Source organism: Amycolatopsis sp. NPDC049688, from assembly GCF_040674975.1.
GTDB lineage: Bacteria > Actinomycetota > Actinomycetes > Mycobacteriales > Pseudonocardiaceae > Amycolatopsis.
The window spans coordinates 659,971-679,355 of record NZ_JBFANY010000002.1 but is presented as its reverse complement, the minus strand read 5'-3'; the positions used below and the strand labels follow the sequence as shown (position 1 = coordinate 679,355).

18 protein-coding genes are annotated in these 19,385 nt (G+C 71.4%); 9 read left to right on the top strand and 9 right to left on the bottom strand.

From position 1 onward, the window contains the following. Window positions 1-48 precede the first annotated feature (48 nt). Both AB0J55_RS09180 and lhgO read left to right on the top strand, forming a co-directional pair. On the top strand, window positions 49-3,159 hold the full coding sequence (locus AB0J55_RS09180) for a BTAD domain-containing putative transcriptional regulator (RefSeq protein WP_364244986.1): 3,111 nt from the start codon (window positions 49-51) through the stop codon (window positions 3,157-3,159). Between the two features lie 58 nt (window positions 3,160-3,217). Then, the gene (gene lhgO, locus AB0J55_RS09175; RefSeq protein ID WP_364244984.1) at window positions 3,218-4,408 is read left to right on the top strand and encodes an L-2-hydroxyglutarate oxidase; all 1,191 of its coding nucleotides are present in this window, start codon (window positions 3,218-3,220) and stop codon (window positions 4,406-4,408) included. Here the strand turns inward: lhgO and AB0J55_RS09170 are convergent. Then, on the bottom strand, window positions 4,405-5,406 hold the full coding sequence (locus AB0J55_RS09170) for a DUF3558 family protein (protein ID WP_364244982.1): 1,002 nt from the start codon (window positions 5,404-5,406) through the stop codon (window positions 4,405-4,407). The two genes, lhgO and AB0J55_RS09170, sit on opposite strands and share 4 nt — an antisense overlap. Window positions 5,407-5,472: 66 nt before the next feature. Further along, window positions 5,473-6,735 carry a serine--tRNA ligase gene (gene serS / locus AB0J55_RS09165; RefSeq protein WP_364244980.1) on the bottom strand — a complete coding sequence of 421 codons (1,263 nt, stop codon included), beginning with the start codon at window positions 6,733-6,735 and terminating at the stop codon, window positions 5,473-5,475. A gap of 118 nt (window positions 6,736-6,853) precedes the next feature. On the opposite strand from serS, the gene AB0J55_RS09160 reads away from it, so the two are divergent. Continuing rightward, complete coding sequence (locus AB0J55_RS09160) at window positions 6,854-8,143, top strand: aspartate aminotransferase family protein (protein WP_364244977.1); 1,290 nt, start codon at window positions 6,854-6,856, stop codon at window positions 8,141-8,143. Window positions 8,144-8,625: 482 nt separating this feature from the next. Here the strand turns inward: AB0J55_RS09160 and AB0J55_RS09155 are convergent, their stop codons facing one another. Genes AB0J55_RS09155 through AB0J55_RS09140 form a run of 4 tightly spaced genes read right to left on the bottom strand, consistent with a single transcriptional unit; the run spans window position 8,626 to window position 11,793 of the window. Beyond that, window positions 8,626-9,519, bottom strand: a complete 894-nt coding sequence (locus AB0J55_RS09155; RefSeq protein ID WP_364244974.1) for a haloalkane dehalogenase — start codon at window positions 9,517-9,519, stop codon at window positions 8,626-8,628. 10 nt (window positions 9,520-9,529) lie between these two features. Beyond that, window positions 9,530-9,982, bottom strand: a complete 453-nt coding sequence (locus tag AB0J55_RS09150) for a DUF350 domain-containing protein (protein WP_364244971.1) — start codon at window positions 9,980-9,982, stop codon at window positions 9,530-9,532. Window positions 9,983-10,026: 44 nt separating this feature from the next. After that, window positions 10,027-11,193 (bottom strand): glutathionylspermidine synthase family protein, encoded by a 1,167-nt coding sequence (locus AB0J55_RS09145; protein ID WP_364244968.1) that lies wholly within the window; start codon window positions 11,191-11,193, stop codon window positions 10,027-10,029. Then, window positions 11,194-11,793 carry a hypothetical protein gene (locus AB0J55_RS09140; RefSeq protein ID WP_364244966.1) on the bottom strand — a complete coding sequence of 200 codons (600 nt, stop codon included), beginning with the start codon at window positions 11,791-11,793 and terminating at the stop codon, window positions 11,194-11,196. 95 nt (window positions 11,794-11,888) lie between these two features. Between AB0J55_RS09140 and AB0J55_RS09135 the strand changes: the two genes are divergently transcribed. The 4 genes from AB0J55_RS09135 (at window position 11,889) to AB0J55_RS09120 (ending at window position 15,191) form a co-directional block, all read left to right on the top strand. Then, entirely contained in the window at window positions 11,889-12,917 is a 1,029-nt protein-coding gene (locus AB0J55_RS09135) for a septum formation family protein (protein ID WP_364244964.1), read from the top strand. Continuing rightward, on the top strand, window positions 12,917-13,267 hold the full coding sequence (locus tag AB0J55_RS09130) for a metallopeptidase family protein (RefSeq protein WP_004558570.1): 351 nt from the start codon (window positions 12,917-12,919) through the stop codon (window positions 13,265-13,267). Before AB0J55_RS09135 ends, AB0J55_RS09130 begins: the two co-directional genes overlap by 1 nt. A 154-nt stretch (window positions 13,268-13,421) precedes the next feature. Next, window positions 13,422-14,681, top strand: coding sequence for an MFS transporter (locus AB0J55_RS09125; protein WP_364244960.1), 1,260 nt, complete (start codon window positions 13,422-13,424; stop codon window positions 14,679-14,681). A 39-nt stretch (window positions 14,682-14,720) separates the two neighbouring features. Then, a complete protein-coding gene (locus AB0J55_RS09120; protein WP_364244957.1) occupies window positions 14,721-15,191 on the top strand; it encodes a hypothetical protein in 471 nt (156 codons plus the stop codon). A 51-nt stretch (window positions 15,192-15,242) separates the two neighbouring features. Here AB0J55_RS09120 and AB0J55_RS09115 read toward each other — a convergent pair whose 3' ends face one another. The 3 genes from AB0J55_RS09115 to pheA form a co-directional block, all read right to left on the bottom strand. Further along, a complete protein-coding gene (locus tag AB0J55_RS09115; RefSeq protein WP_364245985.1) occupies window positions 15,243-15,890 on the bottom strand; it encodes a DUF4232 domain-containing protein in 648 nt (215 codons plus the stop codon). Window positions 15,891-16,007: 117 nt separating this feature from the next. Continuing rightward, entirely contained in the window at window positions 16,008-16,625 is a 618-nt protein-coding gene (locus AB0J55_RS09110; protein ID WP_364244955.1) for a histidine phosphatase family protein, read from the bottom strand. Then, the gene (pheA, locus tag AB0J55_RS09105) at window positions 16,622-17,533 is read right to left on the bottom strand and encodes a prephenate dehydratase (protein ID WP_364244952.1); all 912 of its coding nucleotides are present in this window, start codon (window positions 17,531-17,533) and stop codon (window positions 16,622-16,624) included. The genes AB0J55_RS09110 and pheA overlap by 4 nt, the downstream gene beginning before the upstream one ends. Before the next feature lie 98 nt (window positions 17,534-17,631). Between pheA and AB0J55_RS09100 the strand changes: the two genes are divergently transcribed. Both AB0J55_RS09100 and coaA read left to right on the top strand, forming a co-directional pair. Then, the gene (locus AB0J55_RS09100; RefSeq protein ID WP_364244949.1) at window positions 17,632-18,252 is read left to right on the top strand and encodes a macro domain-containing protein; all 621 of its coding nucleotides are present in this window, start codon (window positions 17,632-17,634) and stop codon (window positions 18,250-18,252) included. Window positions 18,253-18,366: 114 nt separating this feature from the next. Beyond that, the gene (gene coaA, locus AB0J55_RS09095) at window positions 18,367-19,299 is read left to right on the top strand and encodes a type I pantothenate kinase (protein ID WP_206784074.1); all 933 of its coding nucleotides are present in this window, start codon (window positions 18,367-18,369) and stop codon (window positions 19,297-19,299) included. Window positions 19,300-19,385 lie beyond the last annotated feature (86 nt).

Below are 19,385 nucleotides of genomic sequence, written 5' to 3'. Positions count from 1 at the left end.
TTCGGAGGGACGCTTCCCCCAGGTCGGGGACGTCCTAGGCTGGGGTCCATGCGATTCGGGGTGCTGGGGGCCGTCGCCGCGTGGCGCCCGGACGGCACGCAGGTGGCGGTGGGCGGCCCGCGGTCGCGGATGCTGCTGGCGCTGCTCGCACTGGAGGCCGGGCGGTTCGTCCCCGCCGAGCGGCTGATCGACGGCATGTACGGCGAACACCCGCCGGACGGCGCGGCGAACGCCCTCCAGTCGCAGGTGTCCCGCCTGCGGACGGCGCTGAAGGAGCTCGCGCCGGTCGAGTTCACCGCGGCCGGGTACCGGCTGGCCGCCCCACCGGACGAAGTGGACGTTCACTGCTTCGAACGTCTCGTGCGCGAAGGCCGCACGCTCCTGAAGAACGGCGAGCACAAGCGTGCCGCGGGCGTGCTGGGCGAGGCGCTGGCGTTGTGGCGCGGGCCCGCGTTCAGCGACCTGGCGGACGCGCCGTTCGCCGCCGCGCAGGCCGCGCGGCTGGAGGAGCTGCGCGCCGACGCGGCGGACGACCACGTCGAGGCCCGGCTGCCGCTCGGCCAGGCCGAAGACCTGCTCGCCGGCCTGCGGGAGACCGTCGCCGCGCACCCGCTGCGGGAACGCCCGCGTGCGCAGCTGGTGCGCGCGCTGGCCGCCGCGGGACGGCCCGCCGACGCGCTCGCCGCGTTCGAGGACGCCCGCCGCACCCTGGCCGACGAACTGGGCGCCGACCCGGGCCCGGAACTCGCCGAAGCGCACCTCGCGGTGCTTCGCGGCGAAACCGAGAAGCCGGTGCTGCCGGCGTTGCCCGCGCAGCTGACCAGCTTCGTCGGCCGCGGCGACGAACTGCGGCAGGTCGCCGGGCTGCTGGACCGCAGCCGGCTGGTCACGCTGACCGGGCCGGGCGGTACCGGCAAGACCCGGCTGGCCGTCGAGGTGGCCGCCGCCCAGTCCGGCCCGGTGGCGTTCGTCGAGCTCGCGCCGCACGACGCCGCCGACGTCGCCCAGGCCGTGCTGAGCGCGCTCGGGCTGCGCGAAAGTTCACGCGGTGGCCCGCAGGACCCGGCGGAACGGCTGATCGCGGCGCTGCGGGAACGCTCGGCGCTGCTGGTGCTCGACAACTGCGAGCACGTCGTCGACGTGGCGGCCCGGCTGGTCGCGCGGCTGCTCGCCGCGTGCCCGGGGCTGCGGGTGCTGGCCACCAGCCGCGAGCCGCTCGGGATCACCGGCGAGCAGCTGGCGCCGGTGCCGCGGCTGGCCGTCCCGCCGCCGGGGACGCCGGCCGCGCGGGCCCGGGAGTTCGCGGCCGTCCGGCTGTTCGCCGATCGCGCGGCTGCCAGCGATCCGGCGTTCGTGGTCGACGAGACGACGATCGGCGACGTCCAGCACATCTGCGCCGCCCTCGACGGCCTCCCGCTGGCCCTGGAGCTGGCCGCGGCCCGCGTCCGGACGCTGGAGCTCGGCGAGATCGCCGCGCGGCTCGACGACCGGTTCCGCCTGCTGGCCCGCGGCAGCCGGACGGCCGAGGCGCGGCACCGCTCGCTGCGCGGGGTCGTCGAGTGGAGCTGGGACCTGCTGAGCGACGAGGAACGCGAGCTGGCGCGCCGGCTGACGGTGTTCCCGGGCGGTGCGACCGCCGCGGCCGCCGCCGAGGTGTGCGGCGCCGACGTCGACCTGCTGCCGGAACTGGCCGACAAGTCCCTGGTGGAAGCCGTCGGCGGGCGGTTCCGGATGCTCGAGACGATCCGCGCGTTCGGGGCCGGGAAGCTGGCCGAAGCGGGCGAGGCCGAGACGTTCCACCGCGCACACGCCGAGTACTTCCTGCGGTTCGCCGAGGAAGCGGACCCGATGCTGCGGACCGCGGACCAGCTGACCTGGCTCGCGCGGTTCGACGCCGACTACGACAACATCCTGGCCGCGCTGCGCTGGGCGACCGAGCACGACGTCGTGCTGGCCCTGCGGCTGGTACCGCTGCTGGCCATGTACTGGTGGATGCGCGGACGGCGGTTCGAAGGCGCCGGGCTGTCGCGGGCCGTGGTCTCGAGGTGTTCGCCGGAGCTGCGCGAGGAGTACGTCGAGGAGTTCCTGGTGTGCGTGCTCGGCGCGCTGGCCGGGCCGCCGCACGACTCGCTGGAGCAGTACCTGCCCCTGGTCCGGCGGTACGCGACCGACGGTTCGTGGTCGCCGCGGAGCCCGATGCTGGTGATGCTGCTGGGTGTCGTGGCCGGCCCGCCGGGCGACGACGCCGAGCTGCTCGGCCGCGGCGAAAGCCTGCTCGCCACCGGCGACGCCTGGAGCTGGGCGCTGCTGCCGATGGGGATGGGCCTGCGCTCGATGATGTCGGGCGACCTGGCCGGGGCCGAGGAGAGCCTGCGCGAGGGCGCGGCCCAGTTCCGGGCCCTCGGCGAACGGTGGGGCCTGTCGATGGCTCTGGACCACCTGTCGCAGCTGCTGACCTGGCGCGGCGAGCACGGGGCCGCGCTGAGGATGATGGACGAGGCCCTCGCCCTGATGCACGAGATCGGCGCGACGGACGACGCCGCGGACCTGATCTGCCGCCGGGCCTGGGCGCGGCTGCTGTCGGGCGACCGGGCCGGCGCCCGCGCCGACTACGAACTGGCGGCCACGACGGCCCGCCGTTCGGGCATGCCGGAATCCCGCGCGGCGGCCTACCTCGGGCTGGCGAACCTGTCCCGGTTCTCCGGCGATCTGGCGAAAGCCCGGGAGCTGTGCGAACGCGCGCTGGCGGAGTGCACGGGCGGCTCGTTCGCGGCGGAGACCGCCCGCGCCGGGGTGCTGATCTCGCTCGGCTGGCTCGCCCTGGCCGAAGGCGACCCGGCGTCGGCCGCCGCGTTGCACCGCGAGGCGCTGCTGGCCGGTCGGCAGTGGCACGCGGGTGACGTCGTGGCGTTCGCGCTGGAGGGCCTGGCTGGCGTGGCCGGCCCGGAGCAGGCGGCGGTGCTGCTGGGCGCCGCGGCGGCGGTCCGGGGGACGGCGATCGGCGGCGACCCGGACGTGACGGCGGTCCGGGCCCGGCTGGTGGAGTCGCTGGGCGTCGAGGGGTTCGAGCGGGCCTATCGGACGGGGTCGGGGATGAGCGCGCAGAAGGCGCTGGACCACTCGATCGAGGGAGAGGTGTCCTCAACTTCGGACACGTAGGCTGAGATCACGCGCCGCGGGGGACCTCTGCCGCGGCATTCGCGTAGCCTGATCGACCGTGCGTAACGTGGTAGTCGTCGGGGGCGGGATCGTCGGTCTGGCCGTGGCCTGGGAGCTGACCAGGCGCGGGCTGGACGTCACCGTCCTGGAGAAGGAATCCCGCTGGGCGGCCCACCAGACCGGGCACAACTCGAACGTCGTGCACGCCGGGCTCTACTACAAGCCCGGCTCCTTCAAGGCGCGGATGTCCGTGGCCGGCAACCGGTCCATCGTGGACTTCGCGCGCCAGTACGGCGTGCCCGTCGAGGTGTGCGGGAAGCTCGTCGTCGCGACCCACGAGCGGGAGATCCCCGCCCTGAACACCCTCGCCGAACGCGCCGAGGCCAACGGCGTCCCGGCCAAGCCGATCTCGCCCGCCGAGGCCCGCGAGTACGAACCCGAGGTCGCCTGCGTCGCCGCGCTGCGGGTCGAATCCACCGGGATCATCGACTTCCCCGCCGTCTGCCACGCGCTCGTCCGGCTGCTCGACGAAGCCGGCGTCGACCTCCGGCTGAACTCCCCCGCCGTGGCCATCCGGGCCGGCAGCACCGGCGGGGTCGAGGTCGCCACCGGCGACGACGTCGTCCAGGCGGACGCGCTCGTGAACTGCGCCGGCCTGCACTCCGACCGCGTCGCGCGGCTGGCCGGGCTGACGCCGTCGGCGAAGATCGTCCCGTTCCGCGGCGAGTACTACGAGCTCAAGCCGGAGAAGCGGCACCTGGTCAAGGGCCTGATCTACCCCGTGCCGGACCCGACGCTGCCGTTCCTCGGCGTCCACCTCACGCGGATGCTGGACGGCAGCGTGCACGCCGGCCCGAACGCCGTGCTCGCGCTGCGCCGCGAGGGCTACCGCTGGGGCGACTTCTCGGTAAAGGACGTCGCCGAGGTCGCGGCCTTCCCGGGGCTCTGGCGGCTGGCGCGCAAGTACGCGTTCCCGACCGGGCTCGACGAGGTCCGCCGCTCGTTCTCGAAGAAGCGGTTCGCCGCGAGTCTCGCCCGGCTCGTCCCGGCCGTCACCGCGGACGACATCGTCCGCCACGGTTCCGGCGTGCGCGCCCAGGCGATGCGCCGCGACGGCTCGCTCGTCGACGACTTCCTCATCGAGACCGCGCGGGACCAGGTGCACGTCCTGAACGCGCCGTCGCCGGCCGCGACGAGCGCGCTGGAGATCGCGCGCCACATCGCGGACCAGGTGGCTGCGGAGAACTAGCCCGGCAGGTTCGCGGTCACCAGCGGCAGGCCCTGCTTCACGAGGTCGCACGTCTTCGCGTCGTCGCCGATGAACCCGCTGACCACCTGCACCGACGACGTGCCGGTGATGGCCAGGGTCGCGCCGCAGGTGACGCGCAGGCCGCCCATGTTCGGGAAGATGCCCCACTTCTTGCCGGCGACGTCGACGGTCTCGGTCGGGGCGACGCCCTTGGCCCCCGGCCACTCCCCGACCGGGGTGCTCGGGCCGAACCAGACCTCGAACGCCTTCTGCCCGCCGTCGCCGTCGGTGTCGTCCCAGAGGCAGTAGGACGCGTTCGGCACCGTGGACGAGGTGTCCTTTTCGCCGTTGGGCGAGATGTCCTTGAGCTGGGCCACCTGATCGGGCTTGAGCATCGCGCACGGGTCCGCCGACAGCAGCGGGCCACCCGGCTCCGGCTTGGCCGAGGTGGTCGGCGTGACCGGCGGGGCGTCCTGGCCGCCCGGCAGGTGCGCCGCGACCTGGGGGATCGCCAGCTTCGCCTGCTCGCACGACTTGTCGAGCTTGCTCGTCGAGACGCTGACGTAGGCGAACGACTTGGCGCCGAGCAGGGCGTAGAACACGCAGTCGTCAGGCAGGATCGAGGCGTACTGCGTCCAGGTCAGGCCGCCGATCTTCTGCGGCTCGGACTTCTTGAGCGCGCCGGAGATGTACTCGTTGAAGTCCATGTCGGAGGCCACCCCGACGTTGAGGACAGCCGTCGGCTCGATGTCGTCCTTCGAGTTCCAGAGGCACATCGGCGGCTGGAGCCGGTCCTTGTTCTCCTGCACCGAACGGCCCGGCGTCTGGTAGCCGAGGGCGTCGACCTGGTCCTGGTCGAGGAGCGTGCAGGCGTCGACGGCCTTGGCGACCGGACCCTGGCCGGGCACCGGCGACGCCGAACCGCCGACCGTCACCGTGCACCCGGTCACGACGGTCGCGGCCGCCAGCGCGACCGCGACCTGCCACTTGATCCGCATGAAGTCCTCCCGTTCGGCCCGGACACTACTGGGACGAACGGACCAGCACCGCGGATCCGCCCCGATTCAGCGAGGCGTGAGGACTTCCTTGCCGCCGACGAACGGGCGCAGTGCCTCCGGCACGCGGACCGAGCCGTCCTCCTGCTGGTGGTTCTCGACGATCGCGACGATCCACCGGGTGGTGGCGAGGGTGCCGTTGAGCGTGGCGGCGATCTGCGGCTTGCCGTTCTCGTCGCGGTAGCGGACCGAGAGCCGGCGGGCCTGGAACGTCGTGCAGTTGGACGTCGAGGTCAGCTCGCGGTAGGTCTCCTGGGTCGGGATCCACGCCTCGCAGTCGAACTTGCGGTGCGCGGACGTGCCGAGGTCGCCGGTCGCGGTGTCGATCACCCGGTAGGGCACCTCGATCTTGGCGAGCATCTGCTCTTCCCAGCCGAGCAGCCGCTCGTGCTCCGCTTCGGCCTCGTCCGGCTTGGCGTAGACGAACATCTCGACCTTGTCGAACTGGTGCACGCGGATGATGCCGCGGGTGTCCTTGCCGTACGAGCCGGCCTCGCGCCGGTAGCAGGACGACCAGCCCGCGTAACGGTTCGGGCCGTCGTTAAGGTCGAGGATCTCGTCGGCGTGGAAGCCGGCGAGCGGCACCTCCGACGTCCCGACGAGGTACAGGTCGTCTTCCTCGAGGTGGTAGATCTCGCTCGAGTGCGAGCCGAGGAAGCCGGTGCCCGCCATGACCTCGGGCCGGACCAGCGACGGCGTGATCATCGGCGTGAAGCCGTTCTCGACCGCCTGCGCGACGGCCATGTTGAGCAGGCCGAGCTGCAGCTGCGCGCCGACGCCGGTGAGGAAGTAGAACCGCGACCCCGACACCTTCGCGCCGCGTTCCATGTCGACACCGCCGAGGCCTTCGAGCAGCTCGAGGTGGTCCTTCGGGGTGAAACCGAGCTTCGTCGGCTCGCCGACGTGCTTGAGGACGGTGAAGTCGTCCTCGCCGCCGACGGGCGCGTCCGGGTGGACGAGGTTCGGCAGGGTCCGGAAGAGCTGGTCGAACTCCTCCGACGCGGTGTTCTGCTCCGCCTCGGCCGCCTTCACCTGGGCGGCGAGGTCCTTGGCGGTGGCCAGCAGCTGCTGCTTCTCCTCCGGCGGCGCCTTCGGGATCTGCTTGCCCAGGAGCTTCTGCTCGTTGCGCAGCTTGTCGGCGGCCGCGATCGAAGAGCGGCGCCGGGTGTCGAGGGAGAGCAGCTTGTCGACCACTCCCTCGTCCTCGCCACGGGCGCGCTGCGACGCGCGCACGGCTTCCGGGTCATCGCGCAGAGTCCTGGGGTCAATCACGGGTCAGAGGGTAGTCCGTACAGACTGTGCGGCCCTACTGGGTTATCCCGACAGTCTGATCGTTGAAGCGCTGTTCACGGCCTCCTCATACTCGCTTGAGACCCCGAGGAGGCGTTCGATGACCGATGAGCTGCTCGCCCGGCACCGCGCAGTCATGCCGTCCTGGATGTCGTTGCTGTACGAGGAGCCGATCGAGATCGTGCACGCGCACGACCGCCGCATGACGGACTCGCAGGGGCGCACGTACCTGGACTTCTTCGCGGGGGTGCTGACCAACTCGATGGGCTACGACGTGGCCGAGATCGGCGACGCGGTCCGCAAGCAGCTGGACACGGGCATCCTGCACACGTCGACGCTGTACTTGATCCGTTCCCAGATCGAGCTGGCCGAGCGGATCGCGGCGTTGTCCGGGATTCCGGACGCCAAGGTGTTCTTCACGAACTCGGGCAGCGAGGCCAACGACACGGCGTTGATGCTGGCAACGCAGTACCGCCGCAGCAACCAGGTACTGGCCATGCGGAACTCCTACCACGGCCGCTCGTTCGGAACGGTGGCGATCACGGGCAACCGCGGCTGGTCGGCATCGTCCCTGAGCCCGGTGAAGGTCAACTACGTCCACGGCGGCTACCGGTACCGAAGCCCCTTCAGGGACCTCTCGGACGCGGCGTACATCGACGCCTGCGTGGCGGACCTGGTGGACGTCCTGGACACGGCAACAGCGGGCGACGTGGCTTGCTTGATAGCCGAGCCGATCCAGGGCGTGGGTGGCTTCAGCCTCCCCCCGGACGGCCTGTTCCGGGCGATGAAGGAGGTGCTCGACGCCTATGGAGTGCTGTTCGTTTCGGACGAGGTCCAAACGGGCTGGGGCCGCACGGGCGAGCACTTCTGGGGCATCGAGGCCCACGGCGTGACCCCGGACATGATGACGTTCGCGAAGGGCCTGGGCAACGGCCTGGCGGTGGGCGGAGTGGTAGCCCGGGCAGAGGTCCTGGACTGCTTCCAGGCCCAGTCGTTCTCGACGTTCGGCGGCAACCCGGTGTCGATGGCAGGCGCAACGGCGGTCCTGGACTACATCAAGGACCACAACTTGCAGGCGAACTGCGCAGCCCGCGGCGCCCAGCTGCTGTCCGGCCTCCGGGCGGCCGAGTCGCCACTGGTGGCCGAGGTCCGAGGCAAGGGCCTGATGATCGGGGTGGAGCTGATCAAACCGGGAACAACGGAGCCGAATGTCGCGGCCGCAGGCCGAATGCTGGAGGAGACGAAGAAGCGCGGCCTCCTGATCGGCAAGGGCGGCCTGCACGGCAACGTCCTGAGGCTCGGCCCACCGATGACGTTGACGGCAGACGAAGCCCAGGAGGGCTTGGACATCTTGGTGGACGCACTGGCAGCAACACACGCAACCCTTTGACACAAAGGAGCTGGGTGGTCATCCCGTCGCCTGAGGCCGTCAAATCACTTTGAGCCGGGCCCGCAACCCACAGCGAAACGCGAGAGAACAGCGCAAGATTGCGGGCCCGGCTCAAAGTGATAGGCCTCAATCAGGCGACGGGATGACCACCCAGCGGCCCACCTCCTCAACGGGAGATGGCAGCGGGACGAGGGGTCATCCCGGAGCCTGCCCGTCCGGCGAGGACATTCTTTTGTCTTTTGCCATGGCTCATCTCTGCCGCGGCAAAGCGGGTCCGACCTCCCCCGCCCCTCCGGTAGGAGTTTCAGCCGCCGGTCGGGTTTGTCAAGGCGGGAAAGCGTGCCTTGACAAACCCGCCCACCGGCTGAAGGGACGCTCAGGATGAGGGGCGGGGGAGGTCTGGTGACGTCGTTGGCCGGCTTCCGCTGCCGGCCGCCGGTTTTCGACCTCACATCATTGGCCAACTTCCGCTGCCGGTTTGTTCACCCCCGCACGAACCGCGCCACGTGTTCAGCCAGCTCCTCGCCCTTGTCCTCCTGCAGAAAATGCCCCGCCCCCGCGATCACCGGATGCTCCACCCCCGCAGCCCCCCGCATCGCCCGGCGCAAAATCGGCGCCATCCCGCCCGTGATCGGGTCCCGGTCCGAAAACGCCACCAGAAACGGGATCTCCAACTCCGTCAACGTCTTCCACGCGGCCCGATTCGCCTCCGACGCCGGGTCGTCCGGCCGGTACGGCACCAGCGAAGGCATCGCTCGCGGCCCCGCCTTGTACGTCTCGTCCGGGAACGGCGCGTCGTAAGCCGCGCGCTCGGCGTCCGAAAGGACCGAAGCGCAGCCCGACTGGACGAACCGGGACACGTCCAGCACCGGCGCCTTCTCGACCGCCGAACGGAAGGCATGCCACTCCGGTGGCATATCGACGTCGCCCGTCGGCAGGCCCGTGTTCGACGCCACCACTCGCGCGAACCGCGACGGCGATGCAGCCACCATCCGCAGGCCGATCAAGCCGCCCCAGTCCTGGCCGACCAACGTCACGTCACGCAGGTCCAGGGTGTCGAACGCGAACGCGCGCATCCACTCCACGTGTCGCGCATAGCTGTGGTCCGTCAGGTCGGCCGGCTTGTCGGAGCGGCCGAAACCCACCAGGTCCGGCGCGATCGCCCGCAAGCCCGCCGACGCCAGCACCGGCAACATTTTCCGGTACAGGAACGACCAGCTCGGCTCGCCGTGCAGCAGCAGCACGACCGGGCCGTCCGCCGGGCCCGCCTCGACGTACCCCACTCTGAGGCCGCCCGCCAGCTCGGCGTAGCGGGGCTCGTACGGGAAATCGGGCAGGTCGGTGAACCGGTCGTCCGGTGTCCTCAGCAGGCGCACGAACCCCAGGTTAGGAGATGCCGACCGCCACCACGAGGCCCAGGCCGATGTGCGCCGCCGCGACCACGATGCTCACCGGGGCGAACTTCTCGCTCTCGATCGTCGAGGCCACGTCGATGCGGGTGGCCCACTCCAGGAGCCGGACCCCGATCACCTGGACGGCGATCCCGAGCAGGCCGTAGACCAGCGACGTGATCAGGCCCTCGGTCAGGTCGCTCGCCGAGTTGAAGATCGCCACGACGACGATGAACGACATCGCGAGGAGCCCGGACGCGGTCACGATCACCGCGTTCGGCAGGCCCTGCGTCACCAGCTTCGACAGCTTGCCCGGCGTGGTCCAGTCGATCGCCCAGAAGCCGGCGAACATCAGCAGCAGGCCGATGACGCCGTACAGGAGGATCGCGCCGATCCCCCGCACGAGGTCGGAGCCGAACGTGTCGGACAGCGCAAGCGTCGAGGTCACGAGTTTCTCCCAGGTGAAAAGAGCTGATCAGCAGCGGTGTTGTATCACGACTCGACGATGCGGTGTGGGACGAATGCCGCACCGTCGTCGGTGACCAGGCCGCCGGTCTCGCGGATGCCCAGGCCGGCGGAGCTGTCGCCGACGATCCACGCCCCCAGTGCCGGCCGGTAGCCGTCGAACTCGGGCAGCGGGTCGAACGCCTGGTAGACGAAGCCTTCCGCGCCGTAGACGCCGCCGGTCTGGGTCTCGTAGCCGGTCGCGACGATCTGGACGTTCGCGCCCTCGCGGCCCAGCTTCGGCTTGCGGACGTACTCGGTGAGGATGCCGGGGTCGTCGGCGAACGCCGGCAGCAGGTTCGGGTGCCCCGGGTAGTTCTCCCACAGGATCGCCAGCAGCGTCTTGTTGGACAGGATCATCTTCCAGAGCGGCTCGATCCACAGCGTCCGCGGCAGCGACTCGACGGCGTGGCGGCCGAACTCCTCGTCGACCACCCACTCCCACGGGTACAGCTTCAGCACGGTCGCCATCTGCGCCTCTTCGAGGTCGACGAACCGCTTGAGCACCGGGTCCCAGCCGATCTCCTCGATCGCCAGGCCCACCGTGTCGAGCCCGGCCTCGGCCGCCGTCTCCTGCAGGTACGCCGTGGTGACGTTGTCCTCACCACTCGGATCGGCCGCCGACCAGGTGAAGTGCAGCTCGTTCGACGGCAGCTTGTCCTGCAGCTGCGACCACCGCTCGACGAGCTTCTCGTGGATCGAGTTCCACTGGTCGTCGTCGGGGAACACGTCGGTCTTCCAGTGCCACTGCAGCAGCGACGCCTCGAGCAGCGTCGTCGGCGTGTCCGCGTTGTACTCCAGCAGCTTCGCCGGCGACTTGCCGTCGTAGCGCAGGTCGAACCGGCCGTAGACGTGCGGGTCCTGCCGCTTCCACGACTCGGCGATGTGCGGCCAGACCCATTCGGGGATGCCGAACCGCCGGTAGCCCTCCGTCGTCACGACGTTGTCGACGGCCTCCAGGCACATCGAGTGCAGCAGCTCGACGTCGGCCTCCAGGGACAGCACCTCGTCCATGTCGAAGACGTAGTGCACCGACTCGTCCCAGTACGGCCGCATGCGGCCGCTGCTGTCGCGGGCCGGCGTGCCGTAGACGAGCCCCTGCTCTTCGACGATCCGCTGCCAGTCGCGCCGCGGCTCACGCCGGTCCCGGTACACCTACGATCCCCCGCTCTTGCCGCTGCCGCCGCTGCCGCTCTTGCCGCTGATGCCGAACCCGCCGCGCTGGACGGACTTGCCGGACTTGGTCGTGACGTTGGTGCGGGCGGACGGCGCGTCGTACGTGCCGCCGGACACCCGCTGGCCGACCACACCGGTGCCGCCGTAGTTGTAGCGGTAGCTGTTGTAGCCGCCGCCCGGGATCGGCAGGAACAGGAAGCCGCCGCTGTGGTAACCGCCGTGGCTGGTGACGTAGTTGTCGTCGCAGTAGTCGTCGTTCTGGACGACGACTCCGTCCTTGTCGGTGCAGACGGCCGTGACGTTCTCCGTCTTCGCGACCGTGTAGAACGTCGCGACCAGGCCGACGAGGCCGACCGTGACGCCGCTGCCGATCAGGATCTTGCGCCGCGTGGCCGCCTTGGCGTCGGCCTGCCGGGCCAGCTCCTCGTTGCGCTCTTCGTCGGCGAGCGCCTGCCGGCGCGCCCGCTGCTCGGCCAGCGAGGGCTCGCGGGGCTGGGTGTTCGCGTCCTGGAATCTCATCGAGCCGCGCTTCGGCGGCTCGGGGGGCGGCTGGTCCCCAGTGTTGTTGTCCTGCGTCATGTGCGCTCCGTAATCCCTGCCACCACGAACCCGTGACCCACCCTAACCAACCCGGATCGCGCACGTCATGCGCGACGCGGGCATCATGGACTGCGATGTCTCCCAGCGCCGATCGGTTCCCCACCGCCACGCAGACGCTGCGCACCCGCGTCGTGATGGGCGGGATCTTCGCGGGCGCACTCATCGCGCTCGCCCTCAGCGTCGTGTTCTCCTGGAGCGACGGCATCACCGGCGGGGCCGGCGGCGGCGCGGGCAAGCTGTCCCCGGCCGCCGAGGAGGCGTTCCACTCGCCCCCCGGCACCTGCCTGGCCTGGGACAACCCGGACGCGAGCGACGCGCACAAGGTGGCCTGCACCCAGCCGCACCTGTTCGAGGTGACCGCGCTGGTGGACATCGGCGCCCAGTTCCCGGCGGGCGCGCCCGTCCCGTCGCTGGACCAGTGGCAGCAGATCGCGCAGCAGAAGTGCACCGCGGACGTGAAGCCCTACCTCGGGCACAAGCTCGACCCGTACGGGAAGCTCACCACGAACCTCCTGCGCCCGACGCCGTCGCAGTGGGCCGACGGCGACCGCCAGCTGCGGTGCGGCCTGCAGTGGGCCGGTCCCGGCGGCAAGCTGCTGCCGACGACCGGGCCGGCGAAGGAGCAGGACCAGTCGCTGGTCTTCGAGCCGGGCACCTGCCTGGCGCTGCTCGGCAAGAGCGTCGGCGATCCGGTCGACTGCGCGAAGCCGCATTCGTACGAAATGATCGCGACCCTCGACCTCAAGACGAAGTTCAAGGAGGGCTACCCCTCGCAGGACGACCAGAAGGCCTGGCTCGACACCGAGTGCAACAAGGCGGCCGGAAGCTACACCGGCGGTGCCGACCTCGACGCGAAGAAGCTGATCCTGACCTGGGACCTGCGGGAGCAGGAGAGCTGGGACGCCGGCTCGACGAAGGTCAACTGCAAGGTGGCCTCGTTGCTGCCGGACAAGAGCGGCCTGCAGGCGGTGACCGGCAGCGTCAAGGCCGCCCCGGCGGGCCCAGACGGCGGCCAGCCCCAGGAGGGTGGCCCGCCGGCGGACGGTGGCGGCGGCCCGGCCACGTCGAGCTCGGCTGCGCCGTCGACGAAGCCGAGCAGCTGATGCCCGTCGAGATGAGCCGCGAGCGGTTCGAGGAGCTGGTCTCCGAAGCCCTGGACGAGGTGCCGCCCGAGTTCGCGAAGGCGATGGACAACGTCGTCGTGCTCGTCGAGGAGTTCAACGACGAGGCACCGGACATCCTCGGGCTCTACCACGGCATCGCGCTGACCGAGCGGACGTCGTCGTACGGCGGGGTGCTGCCCGACCGGATCTCGATCTACCGGCAGCCGATCCTGGCCATGTGCGAGGACGAGGACGAAGTCGTCGAAGAGGTCCTGATCACCGTCGTGCACGAGCTGGGCCACCACTTCGGCATCGACGACGCCCGGCTGCACGAGCTCGGCTGGGGCTGAGCCGGCGCGGATTCCCCCGTCCCGCCAGTACGTTCCACCGATTTCCGCGCCGACGGCGAGAAGCTGTCACGAGATTCACTGTTAGTGACAACGTGACCACGCGCAGCCATCATCGCCGGTTATCCTCGTAGCCGAGTCGCGCGGGGAGGCACCCATGGACGAGGCCCGGAACGACGGTGGCGGCCGAAGACTCAGGTGGCTGCTGACGTCGAGCGCGGCGTCCCACCTGGGGGACGGCATCGGCAAGGTGGCCCTGCCCCTGCTGGCGACCACCCTGACCCGCGACCCGGTGCTCATCGCCGGGCTGTCCGCCACCCAGTTCCTGCCCTGGCTGCTGTTCGCCGCCGTCGCCGGCGCGCTGGTCGACCGGATCGACCGGCGGCGCGCGATGATCGTCGCGAACACCGCCCGTGCCGTCGCGGTCGGCGTGCTGGCCGTGCTCGTCGCCGCCGGCGGCATGACGATCTGGCTGGTCTACCTGGTCGCGCTGATCATCGGGACGGCCGAGACCATCGCCGACAGCGCGGCGAACGCCCTGATCCCCGCCGTCGTCGGCGACGGCTCGCTCGACGCGGCCAACAGCAAGCTGCAGGCGTGCGAGATCGTCGGCCAGACGTTCCTCGGCGGCCCGGTCGGCAGCCTGACCTTCGCGCTCTTCGCCGCCTTCCCGTTCGTCCTCAACTCCGCCGGGTTCGCGATCGCGGCCGCGGTGCTCCTCGGCCTGGCGGGCACCTACCGGGGGCAGGCGGAGGCACCGGCCCGGCCGCTGCGCACCGAGCTGGGCGCGGGCCTGCGCTGGCTGCGCGGGCACCCCCTGCTGCTGCGGCTGGTCGTCGTCGCCGGGCTGCTCAGCCTGGTCAGCGAGCTCGCGCAGGCGCAGCTGGTGCTGTACGCGCTGCAGGACCTCCACCTGTCCGACGCGACCTTCGGGTTCTTCGCCTTCGCCGGCGGGATCGGCGGCCTGCTCGGCGCCGGCGTCGCCCCGCGGCTGGTGCGGGCGGCCGGCCGGCTCACCGTCGTCGTCGGCGGGGTCGTCTGCTGCGGCATCGGCTTCGGCGGGATGGGCCTGGTGCGCTCGCCGGTCGTGAGCGCGGCGCTGTTCGCCCTGTTCGCGGCCGCGGTGGTGGCGGTCAACGTCGTGCTCGCGACGGCCCGGCACACACTCGTGCCCGGCGAGCTGCTCGGCCGGGTGCTCGGGGTGTGGCGCACGGTCGTCTGGGGCGCGATCCCGCTGGGCGCGCTGCTCGGCGGCGTGCTGACCGAACGGCTCGGCACGGCCGCGCGGACGTTCGCCGTCTCCGGCGTGGCCATGCTGGCGATCGCCGCGTTCGCGTTCACGGCGCTGCGGCGGTTCTCCCTCGGTGACAAATCGGACTCAGCCGCGGCCTGGGCGCACCACGATCCGGGATTGTGAGCTGAAATATCTCCTCACCCAGGTGGTGAGGAGGCAGCCATGCACACCGTGGACCCGGGGACCGGCACCGACGCCGATCCCGACTTCGACGAGTCTGCCGCCGAGCCCTCGCCCCCGCCCCCGTCCCGCCGGCTGCTCGTGCTGTGCGCGGTGGCCGGGTTCGTGCTCGGCGGCAGCGTGCTCGGCCTGCTCTGGGGCCTGTCCGGCGTGCACGCCGGCGCGCTCGACGACGCCGTCGCGGCGTGCCAGGCGCTCGACCGGGTGGGCGAGCTGCCCGACACGAGCCAGGACCGGCAGCCGGCGCTGACGCCCGGCCTGACCTCGGAGCGGCTGCACCGGATGATGGCCGCGCGCGAGCTGTCCGCGGCCGCCGCCCAGGTCAACGCGAACTACCAGCCGCTGGCCGACCACATCGACGGCGTCAGCCGGATGGTGCTCAGCCTGCACTTCAACGACATCTCCGGCCAGCGGCACCTGGCTCAAGCTCAGGAGATCTGCGCCAGGATCTGAACAGCCGGGCGAAGCCCGTCCGTTGAGGGTGGTGGTGGGGCGGGGTCCGGGCTAGGCGGGGTGGACCGTCTTCACCGCGAGCTGGTTGCCCGGGATCTTCGTGCTGGCGCAGCCCGTGCCCTCGTCCGGCACGAAGTTCGACGCGGTCTCCTGCGGCAGGTAGATCCGCAGGCCCTTCACCGGCGTCGGCTGGCAGGTGCCCGGGTCGAAGTTGCCCACGTTGACGAACTGGATGTCCGCGGCCGCGGTCTGGCCGGGGTTCAGCTTGACGGCGTTGCCCTTGGTGCCTTCGCGGAAGGCGTCCTTGCCGACCTGGTGCCCGTCGGAGCCGGCCACGTAGGACACCCCGGGGAAGCCCTGGATGGTGCAGGGCTTGGAGCTGGAGTTCGTGATGAGCAGCGGCCGGTACACCGACCCGGCGCCGGCGTCGCCCTGGCCGAGCGACAGCTTGACGTCGCCGGCCTTGCAGAGCCCGTCGTCCGCGGGCTGGGCGACCGGCGGCGCGGCGGGGGCCGAGCTCGCCGGGCTCGAGGTGGCGGTGGTGACCGTCGTGGTCGCGGCCGGGGACGTCGAGGACGGCGTCGAGCTGCTCGCCGCGGGCGTGGTGCCGCCGCTGCCGCAGGCGGAGAGCGCGAGAACACCCGCCGAAGCCGCCACGACCGGCAGCAACCGAGTGAGCTTCGTCCGAACCATGTCAATCGCCTCCCTGATGTGGTGCTACGGGGTAGACGTGCGGATCGCGGGGCGGGTTGGTCGTCCTCGTAAATTCCCCACCAAACGTGTTCCAAACGTGACGGGATTACACTTTCGTGACGATCAGAGCGGGGTGTCAACCCAGGTCAGGCAGTGCCACTGGCCGTCGGGCCGGGCGTCCAGCTCCACCAGGCCGGTGTTCGGGATCAGCGCCGCGTTGGCCACGTCCGCGTGCACGTTCGAGGCCAGCCACTCACCGGCCAGCCGGATCGCGCCACCATGGCTGACCAGGGCGATCACTCCGTCCGGGTCGGCCTGCTCGTGCTTGGCGCGCAGCCGGCCGACGGCGTCCAGCATCCGCGTGCGCACGCTGGTGCCGCTCTCGCCGCCGGGCAGCGACGGCGTCAGTTCGCCGAGCGTCCAGCGCCGGACCGTCTCCATGTAGGTGCGGATCGACTCGTGGTCGGTCGCGCCCTCCAGGTCACCGGCGACGACTTCGTGGACGCCGTCGACGACCTGGACCTCCAGCGACAACCGCGCGGCCAGCGGCGACGCGGTCTGCTGCGCCCGGGTCGCCTGCGACGCGTAGACCGCGACGATCGGCTCCCCCGACAGCCGCGCCGCGAGGTCCTCGGCCTGCGCGCGGCCGAGGTCGGTCAGCGGCGGCCCGGGCAGCGCGGTGTCGAGCGCACCGCGGACGTTCCCGTCGGTCTGGCCGTGCCGGATGAGCAGCAGCCTCACGCCAGGTCTCCCTTGCGGACCGCGTCGGCCCACACGGCCGCTTCGACGAAGTCGTCGTTGCCGAAGCCGGGCTCGACCGTGGTGCGGGTCCCGTCGGCGCGCGGGTGCGAGCCGAGGAACCGCAGCTGGCGGCAGTGCCGGCGCAACGCCGTCAGCGCGTCGAGGACCCGCGGCTCGGCCACGTGCCCCTCGAAGTCGATGAAGAAGCGGTACTCGCCGAAGTTGTTGCGGGTCGGCCGGGCGTCGAGCCGGGTCAGGTTGATGCCGCGGCTGGCCAGCGCGGTGAGCAGCTCGGCGAGGGTGCCGGTGCGGTTCGCGGCCGCGGCGACCACGGACGTCCGGTCGGCGCCCGTCGGCTCCGGCAGCTCGCCCGGCGGCCGGACCAGCAGGAACCGCGTCGCCGCGTCGGTGACGTCGGCGACCTCGGTGGCCAGCACCTCGAGGCCGTAGTGCTCGTTCGCGACCGGCGCGCAGACCGCGGCGTCGAAGTCGCCCTCCAGCACGCCGACCGCGGCGGCGGACGTCGACGAAGACGCCACCGGGTGGGCGTCCGGCAGGTTCGCCTCGAGCCACTCGCGGACCTGGGCCAGCGCGTGCGGGTGGCTGGCGACGGTCCGGATCTCCGTCGTCCCGGGCCGGGTCAGCACGCTGAAGTGGATCGGCAGGATGGTCTCGGCCACGGCCACCAGCGGGGTCGACTCGCTGAGCGCGTCGAGCGTGGTGGGCACCACGCCTTCGACCGAGTTCTCGATGGGGACGCACGCCGCATCCGCCTTGCCTTCGCGGACGGCCGTCATCGCGAGCCGGACGGTCTCGACCGGGATCAGTTCCTCGCCGGCGACGGCGAGCACCCGCGCGGCCTGTTCGGTGAAGGTCCCTCGGGGGCCGAAGTATGCGATCCGTGACACAGCCCCCAGGCTACGGGGCCCGGCCGTGGCGACATTCACTCGGACAGCCGGTACGGGAACCGGTTACGCCGGGTGGCATTTTTTGCGATGCTGGGAGCGTGACCGCCGAATCGGGCACGCACACCGGACACGAGGGCGCGCAGCCGCCGATCGCCCCTCGCACCCCGGAACTGGTGCTGTGCGCCGTCGATGCACCGCTCGCCGAGGCCTGGACCGCCGCTGCGGAAAAACTGGCCGGGCGGGTCCGGGTGCACCGCGGCTCGGTGCTCGACGTCGTCGCGCAGGCGGTGGTCAGCCCGGCCAACTCCTACGGCTGGATGCGCGGCGGGATCGACGCTGTCTACGCGCGGGCGTTCCCCGGCGTGGAGCAGAGCGTCCGCAGCGCTGTCCTGGCCTTCCACGGCGGTGAGCTGCCGATCGGCGACGCCGTGGTGGTGCCGACCGGCGAGGCCGAGCCGGCCTGGCTGATCAGCGCGCCGACCATGCGGGAGCCCGGCGAACGGCTGCCGCGCGACACCGTCCACCCGTACCTGGCCGCCCGCGCGGTGTTCCTGACGTGGCGCGACGGCCGGCTCGACCACGGCCCGGTGCGGGAGTCCGTCGACACGATCGCGATGCCGGGCCTCGGCACCGGCGTCGGCGGCGTCGACCCGGCGATCTGCGCCCGGCAGGTCGCGGCGGCGTGGGACGAGGTCTTCGGAAACCGTCACCCTCGGTGATCAACCCCTGGTAGGGGGTGGACTACATCACAGCGCGTTCACCGGCCGTAAGCCCTACCGTTAATCACGCAGGTGAACGTCCGCCAGTGCAGGCGACGGCCGGAGGAGTGTGCGATGACCCGGGTCCGCGAACTCAGCCCGTATGTCGAGCTGCACCGGGAACAATGGAAAGAACTGCGAAGTTCGACGCCGTTGCCGCTGACCGCGGCCGAGCTGCTGCGGCTGCGCGGTCTCGGTGAGCAGGTCGACCTGGCCGAGGTGGCCGACGTCTACCTCCCGCTGTCCCGCCTGATCAACCTGCAGGTCGCCGCGCGCCAGCGGCTCTACGAAGCGACCACGACGTTCCTCGGTGACGACTCCCGCGGCACGAAGGTCCCGTTCGTGATCGGCATCGCCGGGAGCGTGGCGGTCGGCAAGTCGACCACCGCCCGCATCCTGCGCACGCTGCTCGCCCGCTGGCCGGACCACCCCCGCGTCGACCTGGTCACCACCGACGGCTTCCTGTACCCGCGCGCCGAGCTGATGCGCCGCGGGATCATGCACCGCAAGGGCTTCCCGGAGAGCTACGACCGGCGCGCGCTGCTGCGGTTCGTCACGGAGGTCAAGTCGGGCGCCGAGCGCGTGGCCGCGCCGGTGTACTCGCACCTGGCCTACGACATCCTGCCCGGCCAGGAGCAGGTGGTGCAGCAGCCGGACATCCTCATCCTCGAGGGCCTGAACGTGCTGCAGCCGGGGCCGCGGCTGATGGTGTCCGACCTGTTCGACTTCTCGATCTACGTCGACGCGCACACCGACGACATCCAGCGCTGGTACATCGAGCGGTTCCTGGAGCTGCGGCACACGGCGTTCGCGGATCCGGCGTCGCACTTCCACCACTTCGCCGGCCTGCCCGACGACGAGGCCCGCGCCGAGGCACGCCACCTGTGGCACTCGATCAACGAGCCGAACCTGATGGAGAACATCAAGCCGACCAGGCCGCGGGCGACCCTGGTGCTGCGCAAGGACTGCGACCACACCATCAACCGGGTGCGGCTGCGCAAGCTCTGACCCGGTCACCGGGCTTGTCACCCACATGCCGCGCTTTCCCACGCTGAGCGAGTGCGCGGGCACGATTCGTTGCGGCTCGGCGACGC

Bases quoted from the DNA above. Each gene is read 5' to 3' on its own strand.
- AB0J55_RS09180 (WP_364244986.1), top strand. From the start codon at position 49: ATGCGATTCGGGGTGCTGGGGGCCGTCGCCGCGTGGCGCCCGGACGGC.
- AB0J55_RS09170 (WP_364244982.1), bottom strand. From the start codon at position 5,406: ATGCGGATCAAGTGGCAGGTCGCGGTCGCGCTGGCGGCCGCGACCGTC.
- AB0J55_RS09160 (WP_364244977.1), top strand. From the start codon at position 6,854: ATGACCGATGAGCTGCTCGCCCGGCACCGCGCAGTCATGCCGTCCTGG.
- AB0J55_RS09140 (WP_364244966.1), bottom strand. From the start codon at position 11,793: ATGACGCAGGACAACAACACTGGGGACCAGCCGCCCCCCGAGCCGCCG.
- AB0J55_RS09135 (WP_364244964.1), top strand. From the start codon at position 11,889: ATGTCTCCCAGCGCCGATCGGTTCCCCACCGCCACGCAGACGCTGCGC.
- AB0J55_RS09130 (WP_004558570.1), top strand. From the start codon at position 12,917: ATGCCCGTCGAGATGAGCCGCGAGCGGTTCGAGGAGCTGGTCTCCGAA.
- AB0J55_RS09125 (WP_364244960.1), top strand. From the start codon at position 13,422: ATGGACGAGGCCCGGAACGACGGTGGCGGCCGAAGACTCAGGTGGCTG.
- AB0J55_RS09120 (WP_364244957.1), top strand. From the start codon at position 14,721: ATGCACACCGTGGACCCGGGGACCGGCACCGACGCCGATCCCGACTTC.
- coaA (WP_206784074.1), top strand. From the start codon at position 18,367: ATGACCCGGGTCCGCGAACTCAGCCCGTATGTCGAGCTGCACCGGGAA.